Raw genomic sequence first — 15,575 nt, 5'->3', positions numbered from 1 at the left:
TGATACCGATAACTGCAGGATGGCGATAATTACGGCGTTTTCATCCAAGGAATGGGGTGATTTTGATAAAGATCACCATTGCCAAGCACTAAAACAGACCAGTTTGACTTGCATCAAGCCTGAATTTTTTTCATAGAGCAAAATCGTGCCCAGCAAATCTATCCCTAAGGAGGCAGATGTGGATATTATCAAGACCGATGTCGCCATCATCGGTGCTGGTGGTGGTGGCCTGCGTGCCGCAATCGCCATAGCGGAAGCTCACCCGGAGCTGGAGATCGCCCTGATCTCCAAGGTCTACCCGATGCGCAGCCACACAGTGGCCGCAGAGGGCGGCGCCGCCGGTGTCGTCCGTGATGATGACTCCCTCGAAAACCACTTCAACGACACCGTCTCCGGTGGCGACTGGTTGTGTGAGCAGGACGTGGTCGACTACTTCGTCAACAACGCCACCAACGAGATGATCCAGCTGGAGCACTGGGGTTGCCCCTGGAGCCGCAAGCCGGACGGCAAGGCCAACGTGCGCCGTTTCGGCGGGATGAAGATCCCCCGCACCTGGTTCGCGGCAGACAAATCCGGTTTCCACATTCTGCACACCCTGTTCCAGACCTCCATCAAGTACCCGAGCATCAAGCGCTTCGACGAGCACTTCTGCATGGATCTCATCGTGGAAGATGGTCGCGTCCAGGGCGTACTGACCTTTGACATCCAGAACGGCATCACCCGCTTCATCCAGGCCAAATCCGTCATTCTGGCCACCGGTGGCGCCGGCCGTGTCTATCGCTACAACACCAACGGCGGCATCGTCACCGGTGACGGCATGGCGCTGGCCTACCGCCACGGCGTACCGCTGCGCGACATGGAGTTCGTCCAGTACCACCCGACCGGTCTGCCGGGCACCGGCATCCTGATGACCGAAGGTTGTCGTGGTGAGGGCGGCATCCTGCTCAACAAGGATGGCTACCGCTACCTGCAAGACTACGGCTTGGGCCCGGAAACCCCGGTCGGCCAGCCGAAGAACAAGCACATGGAGCTGGGTCCCCGTGACCGTCTCTCCCAGGCCTTCTGGCAGGAGCAGCAGAAAGGCCGCGTGATCCAGGGCCCGATGGGCGACGTGGTTCACCTCGACCTGCGCCACCTCGGCGAGAAGTACCTGAAGGAGCGTCTGCCCTTCATCTGCGAACTGGCCAAGGCCTACGTGGGTGTGGATCCGGTCAAGGAGCCGATCCCGGTACGTCCGACTGCCCACTACACCATGGGCGGCATCGAGACCAACGGCGCATGCGCCACCCGTCTGCCGGGCCTCTATGCCCTGGGCGAGTGTGCCTCCGTCGGTCTGCACGGCGCCAACCGTCTGGGTTCCAACTCCCTGTCCGAGATCGTGGTGTTCGGCAAGGTGGCCGGTGAGCACGCCGGTGAATTTGCCAAGACCCAGTCTCACGGCAACACCCAGGCGCTGGCCGCCAAGGCCGAGGCGCTGATCAAGCAGCACCTCTCCCTGCTCGACATCGACGGCACCGAAAACCCGGCGGATATCCGCAACGAACTGGGCATGTCCATGGAAGCCGGGGTCGGTATCTACCGTACCGAAGAGCTGATGCAGGGCACCATCGACAAGATCAACGAGCTGAAAGCCCGTTACAAGAAGATCAAGATCAACGACAAGTCCTCCGTCTTCAACACCGATCTGCTGTACGCCATCGAACTGGGCTACATGCTGGACGTGGCCGAAGCCATGGCGCACTCCGCCATCAACCGGAAAGAGTCCCGCGGTTCCCACCAGCGTCTGGACGGTTACGAGGAGCGCGATGACGTCAACTTCCTCAAGCACACTCTCTCCTTCTACAACGGCGAAGGGGCCCCGACCATCGACTATTCCGATGTGAAGATCACTAAATCCCAACCGGCCAAGCGCGTGTACGGTTCCGAGGGTGAGAAACAAGACGAGGCTAAGAAGAATGGCTGAGATGATCGAAATTGAAATCCTGCGCTACCGTCCCGAGCAGGATAACGAGCCCTGGATGCAGACCTTCCAGGTGCCCTACCTCAAAGAGATGTCCCTGCTGGATGCGCTGCAATACATCAAGGATCATCTGGACTCTACCCTGAGCTTCCGCTGGTCCTGCCGGATGGCGATCTGCGGCTCCTGCGGCATGATGGTCAACGGCATTCCGAAACTCGGTTGCAAGACCTTCCTGCGGGACTACCTGCCGGGCAAGATGACTATCGAGCCGCTCAACAACTTCCCGATCGAGCGCGATCTGGTGGTCGACATGTCCGACTTCATCGAGAAGCTGGAGAGCATCAAGCCCTACATCATCCCGTCTGAGCCGCGCAACCTGTGCGATGGCGAGTACACCCAGACCCCGGCTGACATGGCGAAGTATCACCAGTTCTCCATGTGCATCAACTGCGGTCTGTGCTACGCGGCTTGCCCGCAGTACGGCATCAACAAGAAGTTCACCGGTCCGGCGGCCTTGGCACTGGCCTACCGCTACAACGCCGACAACCGCGACAGCGCGTCCAAAGAGCGGATGAAGATCATCAGCCAGGACGAGGGCGTCTGGGGTTGCACCTTCGTGGGCTACTGCTCCGAAGTGTGCCCGAAAGGCGTGGATCCGGCGGCGGCCATCCAGCTTGGCAAGGTCGAGAGCGCCAAGGACTACATGATCGCCATGTTCAAGCCAGATTGAGAGCAGGAATGAGACCATGAACAACACCAATAGCAAACGTAAGCCTTACGTCCGCGAAATGAAGAAAGACTGGTGGCTGAAGAATGCCTTCTACACCGGCTACATGATCCGCGAAGGCACCAGCATCTTCGTCTCCATCTACGCCGTCGTGCTGATGTGGGGTCTGCTGCGGCTGGTACAGGGTCAGGAGGCGTTCAACGGCTGGCTGGAATCCCTGCAGAGCCCGATCGCCATCCTGTTCCATGTCATCGCCCTGGCAGCCTGCCTGTTCCACGCCAAGACCTGGTTCGCACTGGCGCCGAAAGCCATGCGCATCTTCCGTGGCGAAGACCTGGTGCCGGAGAAGCCGATCGTCATCGCCCAGTATGTGGCGCTGGCGGTGGTATCCCTGCTTGTCCTGATCATCGTGGCCTGAGGAGAAAACAATGAGACGTTCTGACGAGCCTGGTTATTGGTGTCTGTTTGGTACCGGGCTCTCATTCAGAAACGTTGGCCACGATCACTCAATCATGATTTGAGGAAAAAATATGAGACGTTCTGACGAGCCTATATACTGGGGTCTGTTTGGTGCCGGCGGCATGGTCGTTGCCATGCTGCTGCCGGTCATTGTCCTCATCACAGGTCTGCTGGTGCCCATGGGCATCATGGACGTGGAGACCATGAGCTACGAGCGCGTGCTGGAATTCGCCAGCTCCTGGTGGGGTGCCTGCATCCTGCTGGCCATCATCGCCCTGCCCATCTGGCACGGCATGCACCGCATCTACCACGGCCTGCATGACTTGGGGATCCACACCACCAAGCTGCACCACTATGTGTTCTATGGCTTCGCCTTCCTGGTGTCCGCCATCACCCTGGGTTTGCTGATGGTGCTGGTGTTCCAGTAAGCACATCCAGACTGCATGACAAACCGGGCCAAGTGCCCGGTTTTTTTATGACCATCTTCCGCGGCTCATCTCCATCCGGCAGCTGGCCTGCGCACTCGTTCGGCATCCTTCACCAGAGCCTCGGTGCCGGCTCACGGCCGTTTTCCGCGTAGTAGAGCGACGGCAGAAACTGCGCCAGATAGCTGAATTCGCTGTAGCAGTGGCGCATCAAATTGAAGCCTATCTCGTCCGGCACCTCGTCAAGCGGATTGGTGCAGGCCTTGCCCAGCAGGAAGCGGCTGCGCAGCACACAGCCGTATGGGGTATCGCGCGCCAGGTGCAACATCTCGCCATCCAGCGGCGCCCCGTTCTCATCCAGCACTACCTCATCGCCAAAGCCGATACGGGCGCAGATGGCGGCAGAGAGAGCCTGTGTCTCCCGCGCCTCCTGCAGCGGCTGCGGGGCGAACACCTCTTCGGCGCCGTGGAACTTGAGGCGAGCCGCCACCGGCGGCAGCTCGGCAAGCCACTCCACCGCCTCTATGCTGGCTCCCACATAACGCTCACCTCTCTTCCAGTGATGATCCCAGCCCCGGTGTTCGACGTGGTCGTGGGGGTGCCACCACCGGATGTGCTGGGTCGTCTCGAAGAAGGTGAACCACCAATCCAGCATGCGCCCCTTGCAGCCGTGCAGATCGGTGCGGATGGCGACCGTCAGCAGGCCCTCGGTGCTGCGGGTCAGGCCCATTTCCAGGCGCAGCGGCTGCGGTCTGAGCAACTCATTGATGTCATTGACGCCCCAGGGGGCAAGCAAGGCGGAAGTATTCATGATGAGACTCCGATAAATTTAGGAAACGAAAGCCGTTTCCTAAATTACGCTATGCCTGTATGCTGAGTCTGTCAATGCTTTCCAGGAGCCCATCATGTCACAGCAAACCGATGAAGAGACACGCTCACGAGGCCGTCCGGTCACCCCGGAAGCGGATCTGCGTGGCGCCCTCGCCGAGGCAACGCTGACCTTGCTGCTCAAGGGAGGATACGGCGCCGCGACCGTGGATGCGGTGGCCAAACAGGCGGGGGTCGCCAAGAAGACCCTCTACCGCTTTGCCGCCAACCGCGACGAACTGGTGGCGCAGGCGGTGCGCAGCTGGACCGATGCCTTTCAACCCGCATTCGAGCAGGATGCCACTCACCCAGGCGCCCTGGGGGAGATGCTGGAGCAGGGCTTGCAGGCGATTGCAGATCAGGTGCTGAGTGCTCAGGCGGTCGGCATGTTCCGGCTGCTGCAACATGAGTTCACGGGGCGCGATGCCCTGTTGATGGCCTATCAGGAGAACGGTATTGCGCGCGGCAGGGCGACGCTGGCGGCGTGGTTGCAGCGCCAGCAGCAACTGGGCTGGCTGCGCGAGCTTGATTCAGCCCAGACCAGCGATCTGCTGCTGGCGATGACCATGGCGGAGCCGCTGCGCCAGATGGCGCTCGGCTTGCTGGCGCCGGGCAGCGACATCCGCGCGCGCATCGCCGCCGCCGTTGCTCTGGTCCTGCCCGGCCTAGTGCGAGGGTAAAGCCCCCTCGGCCAGGAGGCTGCGTCGCGGCAAAGGGCGAGATGACATTAGCACGCGAAACCTGCTGATAAGTTGCCACCCCAGTCAGCGCCATCACAGCCATAAAAAACCGGGCATCAGGCCCGGTTTTTTATGGTCATCACTCCATCGGCGGCAAGAAGCGGCGCATCACCTCGTCGCTGTAACCGCTGTCCTGAAACTCGATAAGCAACTGGTTGAGGCGGGTCACCAGCTCATAGGAGCGCGGCGAGCCCTTGCTCACCAGCAGATAGAAGCCCTTGCGGCTGGGCAGGGCGAGGTGGAGCAGCCCGCTCTCGCTCTGATAGATGCCAAGGCCGATACCGCTCATCAGGGGTTCAATCTCGCTGGGCAAAAAGTCACAGCGATCGCGCCCCAGCATGTCCAGCGCCTGCTGCAACTGCTTGAGCCGGCGCGGCTCCTGCGCCAGCCCGTAGGGGGCATAGTTGTAGCCGAGCACCCCGCATACCCGGGAACGATTGACCGTCTGCAGATCGGGCGCCTCGGGAAAGCGCCGCTTGAGGTAGAAGAATCCGAGGTGGGTGTAGTAGAGCGGCACGCTGTAGAAGGCATATTCTGCCCGCTCCGGCTTGTAGCTGGCATCCCAGGTCAGCTCGCACAAGCGGTTCTGGCGATAGTCGGCCAGCTCCTGCTGCACCCGTGCCCAGGGCAGATAGCGGATCTTGTAGGACAAACCGAGCCGCTTCAGGGCCTCGAGCACCTGGGTCGTGGCAGAGCCGGTGAGACGGCCGGTATCGGGCACGCCATCCTTGCGCTCCCAGTAGGTGAAGGGGGCCCACTCGTTGCCCTCCCCCAGGCAGATCTGCACCTCGGGCTGGGCCGCCTCCACCAGCCCGGTCAGGCCCCATCCCAGCAGCAACAACATGGCTCGCGTCATCGTCTCCCTCCTTCGCCTCCCTTGCAGCTTAGTGCAGGCGAGTGTGACGATCCCCGTTATAGTGCCCCCTCCTGCCACAGGGCCAGCAGGGGCGCGGGGATGGCGCCGTAGCGCAAGGTCGGAGTCTGGTGCCAGTCGGCCAGCCGCTGCAGCGCCTTGGCCAGCTCCTGCGCCAGGGTCCGGGTCACCCTGACCCCCGCCTCCAGATAGAGGTTCTTTATCTCGAAGATCCCCTGCTGGCGATGGGCCTTGGCGTCCATCCTGCCCACCAGCTTGCCGCGATGCAGCAGCGGCAGCACGAAGTAGCCGTACTGGCGCTTGGGCGCCGGGGTGTAGCACTCGATGCGATAGTCGAACTGGAACAGCTCGCTGGCCCGCTTGCGATCCCAGACCAGCGGATCAAACGGTGACAGCGCCGTGGTGTGACTGGCCTTGAGGGTGCCGGACTGGGCCTGGGCCAGCTCGTCCGCCAGCGAGGCGTGCACGAAGGCGCCGTGCTGCCACCCCTCCACCCGCACCGGCAGCAGCTCCCCTTCGTCCGCCAGTTGATGGAGCAGGGCGTCGTATTTGCCGCGCCGCAGCCGATAGTAGTCGGCCACCCAGCCGGTCTTGACCAGCCCCAGCGCCCGGCAACTGGCTCGCACCATGTCCCTTTGCGCCTGTTCCGGGCTCGGCAGATCCCGCGCGTCGCGCCACTCGGGCATCACCCGCTCGGCCAGATCGTAAACCCGCTGGAAGTTGCGCCGCTCGCGCACCATCAGCTGGCCTGCGGTGAACAGCACCTCCAGATGGCGCTTCTCCGGCTTCCAGTCCCACCAGCCGTTGCCCTTGCCCCCCTTTCGTTCAAAATCGGCCGCCCGCACCGGGCCGTGCTGGCGAATGTGCTCGATGATCTCGCCGATCTCCTGCTGATGGGTGGCGAGCCAGTTGGCCGAAAACTTCCAGCCCATGGCAGCGGGATCCAGCATGCGGTGGCGCAGCAGGCGGTAATCCTCCCGCGGCACGAAGCAGGCCTCGTGGGCCCAGTATTCGAATAGATCGCCATCGGCCAGCAGTTGCTCCAGCCAGCGTGGATCGTACTGCCCCAGCCGGCTGAACAGCACCAGATAGGGGCTGCGGGCCACCACCGAGATGGTGTCTATCTGCAGCAGCGCCATGCGGCGGATGGTGGCCAGCAGATCGGCCGGTTTCGCCTTGCCGCGGCGCGGCGTCAGCAGCCCTTGGGCCGCCAGTTGCAGATGACGGGCGTCTTGCAATGAGAGGTGGGGGATCGACATGGAAATAGGGGCATCCGTTCCTGGGTATCGGGCCACCAGCATGCCCAACTCATGGCCAAATGAAAACGCCCGGCTCAGGGTTTGGTGATGACCGCCACATCCGCGTGAGGAAACTCGACCTGTGCCTGCCAGCGGGTCGCCAGGGTGCGAAAGGAGGCCTCGGCAAAGAAGACGATGTGGGTCGGATCGTGGCGATAGCGCCACTGCCGAAAGCGCTCGTCCCCCAGCACCCGCTGGGTCTGCAGCACCAGCAGGCCGCCGGGCTTGAGGCAGCCCCACAGCGTCTCCAGCACGGCGCGCGGCTCGGCGATGTGCTCGATCACCTCGGTGCTGGTGATGAAGTCATACTGCCGCGTCAGCAACTCGGGCTCGTCGGCATAGAACTTGTCGTAGCCCGCCATCTGGTAGCCCGCCTCCCGCCCCATGGCGATGAGCGCCGGGCCCGGGCCGCAGCCAAAATCGAGGCCGCTGGCCGGCGGAGGGAGGCGGCGCAGCACCTCGCCGAAGGCACGCAGCAAAAAGGCGCGATAGCGGGGGTCATCCACCTGGTTGTCGTGGCCGTCATAGACCGCTTTCTCGCGCTCGGGATCCAGGTGCTCGGCCGCATCCAGCCAGACCAGCTCGCAGGCCCGGCAGCGATGGTACAGCTTGCCGGCCACCGGCAGCTCATAGGCATCGGCGGCGCAGCAGAGCGGGCAGGATAAGGGGGTCATGGCATCTCCTCTCGAAAGCGGGGCGGTCAAACGTGGCCGCAGCTTGCCTGCCAGGCTGGCGGCTGACAAGGTTTTTGTCCGCACGCCCCGTGTTCGGGTCGCAGCTTTACCTCTTTTTTCAACCAGTTGCATCTGTGTGAAACAGATTTTTTACCTCTTAAGGGTTTCTTAAGTTTGCCCCTTTAGTCTGATGACAATCGACAAGAAGGAGCCATCCATGACCACCGACATTCAAGCCCCCTATCGGCTGACGCTGGCCGATACCCCACAACAGGTCATGGCACTGCAGGGCTACATCCAGGCGGCCTACAGCCAGGAGTTCAACGCCCGTATTCCCCATTTTCTGCCCTGCCTGCTCGGCCTCTACCGGGCCGACGGCCTGCTGGTCGGCGCCTGCGGTCTCAAGCTGGCCGGCAGCGATCGCCTCTATCTGGAACAGTATCTGGATCAGCCCATCGAGGCCGCCATCGAAACCCGGCTCGGCGCCCCCGCTCGGCGGGATCGCATCGTCGAGGTGGGCAACCTCGCCTGCAGCGAGCCCGGCAACGCCCGCCTGATGTTTGCGGCGCTCTGCCGTCTGCTGTGCGACAACGATCTCGACTACGTGGTGTTCACCGGCACCGCCAAGCTGCGCAACAGCTTTCACCGCCTCCACCTCACCCCGGTGGAGCTGGCCCCCGCCCAGGCCGACAAGGTGGGTGACGACGCCAGCGCATGGGGCGCCTATTACCACTGCCAGCCCAAGGTGATGGTCGGCGATCTCGGCCTCGGACGGCAGGCGCTGGCCCGGGGCAGCCTGCTGCTCTCCCTGCTGGCCCCCATGCCCTCCCTGTTCAACTGCCCGCACCGGAACGCCCTATGATGCTGTTTGACCAGATAGCCCATTTCGCCCGCCATGCCCCCCACAGCCCGGCCCTGAGTGGCGGCGAGCATAGGATCAGCTACCAACAGTTGTGGCTGCAGGTGTCCGCCCTGGCCGAGCGCCTGCAACAGGCCGGCATTGCCCGGCTGGCGCTGCAACTGGACAACGGCCTGCCCTGGGCGCTCATCGATCTCGCCAGCGCCATGGCCGGTATCGTGGTGATCCCGATCCCCCACTTCTTCAGCCTGGAGCAGCAGGAGTGGCTCTTGGAGAGCAGCGGCGCCGACGCCCTGATCGGCCCCCACCATCCGGGCTGGCAGGCCAGCGATCCGCTGACGCTCGCGGTCGGCGAGCTGCCGCTGTGGCGCCGTACTCCTGCCCGGCTGCCGCCCCTGCCGGCCGGCACTGCCAAGATCACCTATACCTCCGGCACCACAGGCCAGCCCAAGGGGGTCTGCCTGTCGCTGGCCCAGATGATGGCGGTCTGCAGCTCGCTGGCCGAACGGGTCGCCCCGGCCAAGGTTGAGAAGCACCTGACCCTGTTGCCGCTCACCACCCTGCTGGAAAACCTGACCGGCCTCTACGTGCCGCTGCTCACCGGAGCCTGCAGCCGCATCCCTTCGCTGGCAGAGCTCGGCTTTGCCGGCTCCAGCAAGCTGGATCCGGCCACCCTGGCCCAGGCCCTGCTGCGCTGGCCCACCCACAGCCTGGTGCTGGTGCCCGAGCTGCTGCGCCTGCTGCTGGCCCTGTGCAGCGCCAACCCGGCGCTGGCCGAACAGCTGGCCGCCCTGCGCTTCGTCGCGGTGGGCGGCGGCAAGGTCTCGCCCGAGCTCATCAGCCGGGCCCGCAAGCTGGGGCTGCCGGTCTACGAGGGGTACGGGCTGTCGGAGTGTGGCTCCGTGGTGGCCCTCAACGGCCCCGACGGCCACAGCCTGGGCAGCGTCGGCCAACCACTGCCCCACTGCCGGGTATCGATCGCCGCCGACGGCGAGATCCTGGTGGAGGGAGCCGCCATGCTCGGCTATCTGGGCAGCGATGAGGCGGTACCAGCGCTGGTCGCCACCGGCGATCTGGGTCATCTGGATGCGGAGGGTTACCTGCACATCACCGGGCGCAAGAAGAACGTCCAGATCACCGCCTTCGGTCGCAACTTCTCCCCCGAGTGGGTCGAGGCGGAAGCCCAGCTCTGCCCGGCCATCGCCCGCATCGTGATCTTCGGCGACGGCCAGCCGGCCAATGTCGCCCTGATCCAGCCGCAGCCCGGCACCGACGCCCTGCTGGCCCAGCAGATCGAGCAGCTCAACCATCGCCTGCCCGACTACGCCCGCATCCATCACTGGCTGCCGGTGGCGCTGGATCAACATCCGGAACTGCTGACCGCCAACGGTCGCCCCCGTCGCGAACGGATTTATCAGCACTTTTCCCGGCAGATCAGCCAATGCCTTACAGGAGAGACCCCATGAGCTTCTATCAGACTCTGCAACAAGCCACTGCCAGTGAGCGCGAGCATCTGTTCAACGCCCCCATCATAGAGGCGTGCCGCAAGGGGGAGATCTCCCGCGACATCTACCTGCGCTTCCTCTCCCAGGCTTTCTATCACGTGCGCCACACTGTGCCGCTCTTGATGGCCACCGGCGGCAAGCTGGGCCAGGAGTATGAGTGGGTGCGCGGCGCCATCAAGGAGTACATCGACGAGGAGTACGGCCATCAGGAGTGGATCCTGAGCGACATCCGCGCCTGCGGCGGCGATGCCGAGGCGGTGCGCCACGGCCAGCCCGAGTTGCCCATCGAGCTGATGGTGGCCTTTCTCTATGACCAGGTGCAACGCGGCAACCCCATGGGCTTCTTCGGCATGGTGCAGGTGCTGGAAGGCACCAGTGTCGCCATCGCCCTGACCGTGGCCGACCAGCTCAAGGCGGGCCTCGGTCTGCCGCCCCAGGCCATGAGCTACCTGAGCTCCCACGGCGCGCTGGATCAGGATCACCTCAAGTTTTTCGAATCCCTGATGAACCGGGTGGAGAGCCCGGCCGATCAGGCGGCCATCATTCACTCGGCCAGGGTGGTCTACCGCCTCTACGCCGACATGCTCTATCAACTGACGGAAAACCAGACATCATGAAGCTTGAAGGAAAACTCGTGCTGCTCACGGGCGCCAGCGGCGGGATCGGCGAGGCGCTGGCCCAGGAGCTGGCGGCCCAGGGAGCGCACCTGTTGCTGCACGGACGCAGGGCCGGTGCACTGGAGCGGCTGTGCAAGGAGCTGCCGCACCCGGAGCGCCACCAGACGGTGATCGCCGATCTGGGCTCGCCCCAGGAGCGGGCCAGACTGCTGCAGCACCCGGCGCTGGACGAGGGGCTGGACGTGCTGATCAACAACGCCGGCTGCAACCAGTTTGCCTGGCTGGAGGATCAGAGCAGCGAGCAGGTCGAGCGCCAGCTGCTGCTCAACGTCGAGGCGCCGATCCAGCTCACCCGCATGCTGCTGCCCCGCCTGCGCAAGCCGGCGGTGATCATGAACATCGGCTCCAGCTTCGGTGCCATCGGCTACGCCGGCTACAGCGTCTATTGCGCCAGCAAGTTCGCCCTGCGCGGCTTCAGCGAGGCACTCGGCCGCGAGCTGGAGGGAACCGGCATCCAGGTGCTGCACTTTGCCCCCCGAGCCACCCGTACCCGCCTCAACTCGGAGGCGGCCTACGAGATGAATGCAGAGCTCGGCACCCACACCGACAGCCCGCAGGACGTGGCCGAGGAGGCCGTCATCGCCCTGTGTAACGAAACCCGCCGCAGCTGGCTCGGCTGGCCGGAGAAGCTGTTCGTGCGCCTCAACGGCCTGCTGCCCGGCCTGGTCGACCGGGCGCTGGCCAGGCAAAAACCCATCATAGAGCGCTATGCCCGCCACCCGGCACCCGCTGCCGGCACGTCGGGGCACGCCACCTCCGTCATGACAGAGAAGGAACGTTAAGATGAAGCACGCCACTTTCCGCCCCCGTTTCACCCACGGCGCCCTCCTGCTGCTCATGCTGGGCTCGGGGATGGCCCAGGCCGCCGACGCCCTGCCCGTCATCCAGCAGCAGTGGGCGGTCTGTCAGTATCAACAGACCGGCAAGGCCAAGGAGAGCTGCCTCGAACAGCTGAGCAGCGAGGCCGATCAGGCCAGCGCCAAGGAGGCTTTTCGCACCGATCTGCTGATCTGGTCGGCCATCGTCAAGAGCACCTGGGCCGGCGCCAAGGGCGGGCTGGGTGCGCTCGGTCTGGTCAAGGAGGCCAAGGCCAAGCTGGAGATCGCCCTCCGGCAGGACCCCAAGGCACTGGACGGCTCCGCCTACACCAGCCTGGGCTCGCTCTACTACCAGGTGCCGGGCTGGCCGGTGGGCTTTGGCGATGACGAGAAGGCCGAGCAGCTGCTCAAGCAGGCGCTGGCCATCAACCCGACCGGCATAGACCCCAACTTCTTCTACGGCGACTTCCTGCTGGATCAGGGCCGCAAGGCCGAGGCCAAAGGCTATCTGGAGAAGGCGCTGGCAGCCCCGCCCCGGCCGGGTCGCGAGCTGGCGGATCAGGGTCGGCGCATCGAGATCCGCGATCGCCTCGACAAGCTGTAAATCCGTTTGGGATCAGCGGGCTATTTAAACTCTGCCCACCAGCTTGCATACTGGTGGGCAGCGTCTTTTGAGGGGAATAACAATGCGGATCCTGTTGGTGGAAGATGATGTGATGCTGGGCGACGGCATGGTGGATGCCCTGCGCAGCAGCGGCTACACGGTGGACTGGCTGCAGCAGGGGCTGCCTGCCCTGTCGGTGCTCAAGAGCGAGGAGTTTGCCGCGCTCATTCTGGATCTCAACCTGCCGGACATCGACGGCATCAGCCTGCTGCGCAAGCTGCGCCGGGAAGGCCAGACGCTGCCGGTGCTGATCCTCACCGCCCGCGACGCCCTCGACGATCGGGTGCTGGGGCTGGATGCGGGCTCCGACGACTACATGGTCAAGCCGTTCGCCCTGCAGGAGCTCAACGCCCGCCTGCGCGCCCTGGTGCGCCGCAGCAAGGGCCAGGCCCAGGCGGTGCTCGAATACGGCGAGCTGCAGCTCTATCCCGAGTCCCAGCAGGTCACCTATCGCGGCGAGCCGGTCAAGCTCACCCCCCACGAATACAAGCTGCTGCAGGAGCTCATCACCCAGAGCGGGCGGGTGCTGAGCAAGGATCAGCTGCAGCAGAGCCTCTACGGCTGGGACGAGGGGGCCGAGAGCAACGCGGTAGAGGTGCACATTCACCACCTGCGCAAGAAGTTCTACAGCGACCTCATCCGCAATATCCGCGGGGTCGGCTACATCATTCCCCAGCTTGAGCAGGCCCAGCGCCGGGACGGCCGGGCATGACGCGTCCCCGCTCCATCCGCCGCTTTCTGCTCTCCGGCATCCTGGCGCTGGTCAGCGCCAGCCTGGCCGTCAGCGCCCTCATCGGCTATCTGGAAGCGAGCCACGAAATGGAGGAGCTGTTCGATGCAAGGCTCGCCCAGTCGGCCCGCATCACCAACCAGCTGCTCGGCCGCTATCTGGAACAAAACGGCGAGCTGCCCGCCAACGGCACCGTCTATCAGGAGTGGGAGCAGAGCAACCCGGAGCCGTGGCAGAAAGACAAGAGCTTCAACCTGCGGGGGGAAGACAGAGAGATCACCCCCTTCGGCCACGAGTTCGAGCGCAACCTCTACTTCCAGCTGCTGAGCGAGCAGGGCGGCATACTGCTGCGCTCCCCCAGCGCCCCCAGCCAGCCCCTCGGCGCGCTGGCCCCCGGCTTCAACAGCGTCACCAAGGACAACCACGAGTGGCGCACCTTCACCCTCTACAACCAGGACGAGCACACCTGGCTCATCGTGGCGGAGCGGGACGACGAGCGCAGCGAGCTGGCCAGCAAGATGGCCACCCTGACCATGCTGCCGCTGCTCATCACCCTGCCCTTCCTGCTCGGCCTGTTGTGGTGGCTCATCTCCCGCGGGCTGGCGCCGCTGCGCCAGCTGGCCCAGGCCATCGGTGAGCGCCACCCGGCCAACCTGAGCCCGCTCACCCTGAAGATCCGGGCCCAGGAGCTGACCCCGCTCACCAACGAGATCAACCGGCTGATGCACGCCCTTGCCGATACCATAGAGCGGGAGAAGCAGTTCACCAACGAGGCGGCCCACGAGCTGCGCACCCCGCTGGCGGTGCTGCGCATCCACAGCGAGAACGCGCTGGCCGCCGAGGATGCCGAGAGCCGTCAGCACTCCCTGCAGAAGATGCTGCTGGCGCTCGATCGCAGCGATCGGCTGCTGCGCCAGCTGCTGACCCAGGCCCGCATCGACAACCAGCAGGGGCTGGAGCTGAGCGAGCTCAACCTGAACCAGCTGCTGCAGGGCACCCTGGCCACCCTGGCCCCCATCGCCCTGAAAAAGGATCAACAGCTGTCGCTGGAGGGCACCGAGCAACTGGCGGTGATGGGGCAGGCCACCCTGCTGGAGCTGATGTTCAGCAACCTCATCGACAACGCCCTGCGCTACACCCAGGCCCAGGGCGAGATCGTGGTCGAGGCGTGCCAGGAGGGGCACAGGGTCAGGGTCGACATCCGCGACAACGGCCCCGGCATCCCCACCGCCGCCCTGTCGCGCCTGTGCGAGCGTTTCTTTCGGGTCAATCCCCAGCAGGGGGACGGGGTCGGCCTCGGCATGGCCATCGTCTCGCGTATCGCCCAGCTGCACGGCGCCGATCTCGACATCCACAACCGGCCGCAAGGGGGGCTGGAAGTCAGCGTGCTGCTGCCCGCCCCAGCCCGCCAGGCCCAACCAGCGCAATGAGAAACGGGGGCCTGGCCCCCGTTTCTCATGCTGCTATTCGCCTCAGCGACAGCTCGGCTGCACCGTGAAGGTGCGGCTCGAATCCACCGCGCCGAGATCCGCCAGCAGACGGCGCCCCAGCAGTACCGGATAGATCATCTTGCTGCGATCCCGCAGGGTGAACCACTCCTCATAGACCTTGTCGCCCAGGCAGATGGACATGGTGACCGTGGGGCGCTGCTCCATGCCGCCGGCGCCACGCACCGTCACCATGTGCTCCACCGGCCGCACCAGGGTCTGGCTCACCTGCCGGTCGGTATTGGCATCGGTCACCTGCAGGGTAAAGCGCACCCAGGGCTTGCCGTCACGCTTGAAGTGGCGCAGATCCCGCGCATCGAGCGAGGAGGTGAGCGCCCCGGTATCCAGCTTCATCTTCACCGCCACCCCGCTCGGCATGATGAGCCCCTTCTCAATCCAGCCATAGATGGCGGGCGCCGGCGCGGCGAGGGCCGGCAGGGCGAACCCGGCCAGCAGCAGCGGTATCATTCGCAATCGGATCATCTCTACTCCTTGTCAGGACGGGGCCGACACAGGCCCGAGCCGCCCAGAGTGGGGATGGAAGGCGCCGCTGTCAACCGCTGAAAAGCACGGCAGACCAGCGAGTAACGAGTGGCCGGATGCGGTGCGTCAGCAGCCTGCGGTGACGGAGCAGAACAGAGTCATCAGAAGCCGACCTGGCAGCCAAGGAGGGAGGCAAGATTGGCGTTGGATGAAACCCGAGGCTGTGCTCAGGTTGTGACGCCAAAGGCTACCACAAGGCTTCGCGAATTATCAGTCTTGTTCCGGAGGGATTTTTGCCTACACTGTTGTAAACCGGAGGCCCTGAAAA

The 15,575-nt window shown here is 64.3% G+C and carries 17 protein-coding genes; 12 read left to right on the top strand and 5 right to left on the bottom strand.

Annotation, left to right across the window (positions count from 1 at the left end; all coding sequences use genetic code 11):
• Positions 1–178 precede the first annotated feature (178 nt).
• From frdA to frdD, 4 genes are all read left to right on the top strand, one after another.
• The gene (frdA, locus tag CK627_RS09685) at positions 179–1,963 is read left to right on the top strand and encodes a fumarate reductase (quinol) flavoprotein subunit (protein ID WP_005298339.1); all 1,785 of its coding nucleotides are present in this window, start codon (positions 179–181) and stop codon (positions 1,961–1,963) included.
• On the top strand, positions 1,956–2,690 hold the full coding sequence (locus tag CK627_RS09680; RefSeq protein ID WP_005298338.1) for a succinate dehydrogenase/fumarate reductase iron-sulfur subunit: 735 nt from the start codon (positions 1,956–1,958) through the stop codon (positions 2,688–2,690). Before frdA ends, CK627_RS09680 begins: the two co-directional genes overlap by 8 nt.
• 16 nt (positions 2,691–2,706) lie before the next feature.
• The gene (locus tag CK627_RS09675) at positions 2,707–3,105 is read left to right on the top strand and encodes a fumarate reductase subunit C (RefSeq protein WP_005298336.1); all 399 of its coding nucleotides are present in this window, start codon (positions 2,707–2,709) and stop codon (positions 3,103–3,105) included.
• 112 nt (positions 3,106–3,217) lie between these two features.
• On the top strand, positions 3,218–3,574 hold the full coding sequence (gene frdD / locus CK627_RS09670) for a fumarate reductase subunit FrdD (protein ID WP_005298330.1): 357 nt from the start codon (positions 3,218–3,220) through the stop codon (positions 3,572–3,574).
• 109 nt (positions 3,575–3,683) lie between these two features.
• Here the strand turns inward: frdD and CK627_RS09665 are convergent, their stop codons facing one another.
• Positions 3,684–4,382 (bottom strand): DAPG hydrolase family protein, encoded by a 699-nt coding sequence (locus CK627_RS09665; protein ID WP_095592214.1) that lies wholly within the window; start codon positions 4,380–4,382, stop codon positions 3,684–3,686.
• Between the two features lie 94 nt (positions 4,383–4,476).
• On the opposite strand from CK627_RS09665, the gene CK627_RS09660 reads away from it, so the two are divergent.
• Positions 4,477–5,118, top strand: coding sequence for a TetR/AcrR family transcriptional regulator (locus CK627_RS09660; RefSeq protein WP_095592213.1), 642 nt, complete (start codon positions 4,477–4,479; stop codon positions 5,116–5,118).
• 139 nt (positions 5,119–5,257) lie between these two features.
• On the opposite strand, the gene CK627_RS09655 is transcribed toward CK627_RS09660, so the two are convergent.
• The 3 genes from CK627_RS09655 to CK627_RS09645 all read right to left on the bottom strand — a co-directional run bounded on the left by CK627_RS09655 (position 5,258) and on the right by CK627_RS09645 (position 8,024).
• Complete coding sequence (locus CK627_RS09655; RefSeq protein ID WP_017787967.1) at positions 5,258–6,034, bottom strand: substrate-binding periplasmic protein; 777 nt, start codon at positions 6,032–6,034, stop codon at positions 5,258–5,260.
• A 56-nt stretch (positions 6,035–6,090) separates the two neighbouring features.
• Positions 6,091–7,311, bottom strand: coding sequence for a winged helix-turn-helix domain-containing protein (locus CK627_RS09650; protein WP_095592212.1), 1,221 nt, complete (start codon positions 7,309–7,311; stop codon positions 6,091–6,093).
• Between the two features lie 74 nt (positions 7,312–7,385).
• A complete protein-coding gene (locus CK627_RS09645) occupies positions 7,386–8,024 on the bottom strand; it encodes a class I SAM-dependent methyltransferase (protein WP_095592211.1) in 639 nt (212 codons plus the stop codon).
• 217 nt (positions 8,025–8,241) lie between these two features.
• On the opposite strand from CK627_RS09645, the gene CK627_RS09640 reads away from it, so the two are divergent.
• From CK627_RS09640 to CK627_RS09610, 7 genes are all read left to right on the top strand, one after another.
• Positions 8,242–8,886: a thermostable hemolysin gene (locus tag CK627_RS09640; protein ID WP_095592210.1), complete on the top strand. Its 645-nt coding sequence runs from the start codon at positions 8,242–8,244 to the stop codon at positions 8,884–8,886.
• Complete coding sequence (locus CK627_RS09635) at positions 8,883–10,349, top strand: AMP-dependent synthetase/ligase (RefSeq protein ID WP_095592209.1); 1,467 nt, start codon at positions 8,883–8,885, stop codon at positions 10,347–10,349. The genes CK627_RS09640 and CK627_RS09635 overlap by 4 nt, the downstream gene beginning before the upstream one ends.
• The gene (locus tag CK627_RS09630; RefSeq protein WP_017764976.1) at positions 10,346–11,005 is read left to right on the top strand and encodes an iron-containing redox enzyme family protein; all 660 of its coding nucleotides are present in this window, start codon (positions 10,346–10,348) and stop codon (positions 11,003–11,005) included. Before CK627_RS09635 ends, CK627_RS09630 begins: the two co-directional genes overlap by 4 nt.
• Complete coding sequence (locus CK627_RS09625; protein ID WP_005298312.1) at positions 11,002–11,847, top strand: SDR family oxidoreductase; 846 nt, start codon at positions 11,002–11,004, stop codon at positions 11,845–11,847. Before CK627_RS09630 ends, CK627_RS09625 begins: the two co-directional genes overlap by 4 nt.
• A gap of 1 nt (position 11,848) precedes the next feature.
• Positions 11,849–12,487 (top strand): tetratricopeptide repeat protein, encoded by a 639-nt coding sequence (locus CK627_RS09620; RefSeq protein WP_017787972.1) that lies wholly within the window; start codon positions 11,849–11,851, stop codon positions 12,485–12,487.
• Between the two features lie 82 nt (positions 12,488–12,569).
• Complete coding sequence (locus tag CK627_RS09615; RefSeq protein ID WP_005298307.1) at positions 12,570–13,259, top strand: response regulator; 690 nt, start codon at positions 12,570–12,572, stop codon at positions 13,257–13,259.
• Positions 13,256–14,707 (top strand): ATP-binding protein, encoded by a 1,452-nt coding sequence (locus tag CK627_RS09610; RefSeq protein ID WP_095592208.1) that lies wholly within the window; start codon positions 13,256–13,258, stop codon positions 14,705–14,707. The genes CK627_RS09615 and CK627_RS09610 overlap by 4 nt, the downstream gene beginning before the upstream one ends.
• A 42-nt stretch (positions 14,708–14,749) precedes the next feature.
• Here CK627_RS09610 and rloA3 read toward each other — a convergent pair whose 3' ends face one another.
• Positions 14,750–15,247 (bottom strand): retropepsin-like aspartic peptidase RloA3, encoded by a 498-nt coding sequence (gene rloA3 / locus CK627_RS09605; RefSeq protein ID WP_095592207.1) that lies wholly within the window; start codon positions 15,245–15,247, stop codon positions 14,750–14,752.
• Positions 15,248–15,575: the final 328 nt, after the last annotated feature.

It is taken from the genome of Aeromonas dhakensis, assembly GCF_002285935.1.
Classification (GTDB): Bacteria; Pseudomonadota; Gammaproteobacteria; order Enterobacterales; family Aeromonadaceae; genus Aeromonas; species Aeromonas dhakensis.
This window is presented reverse-complemented; position numbering and strand designations above follow the sequence as displayed.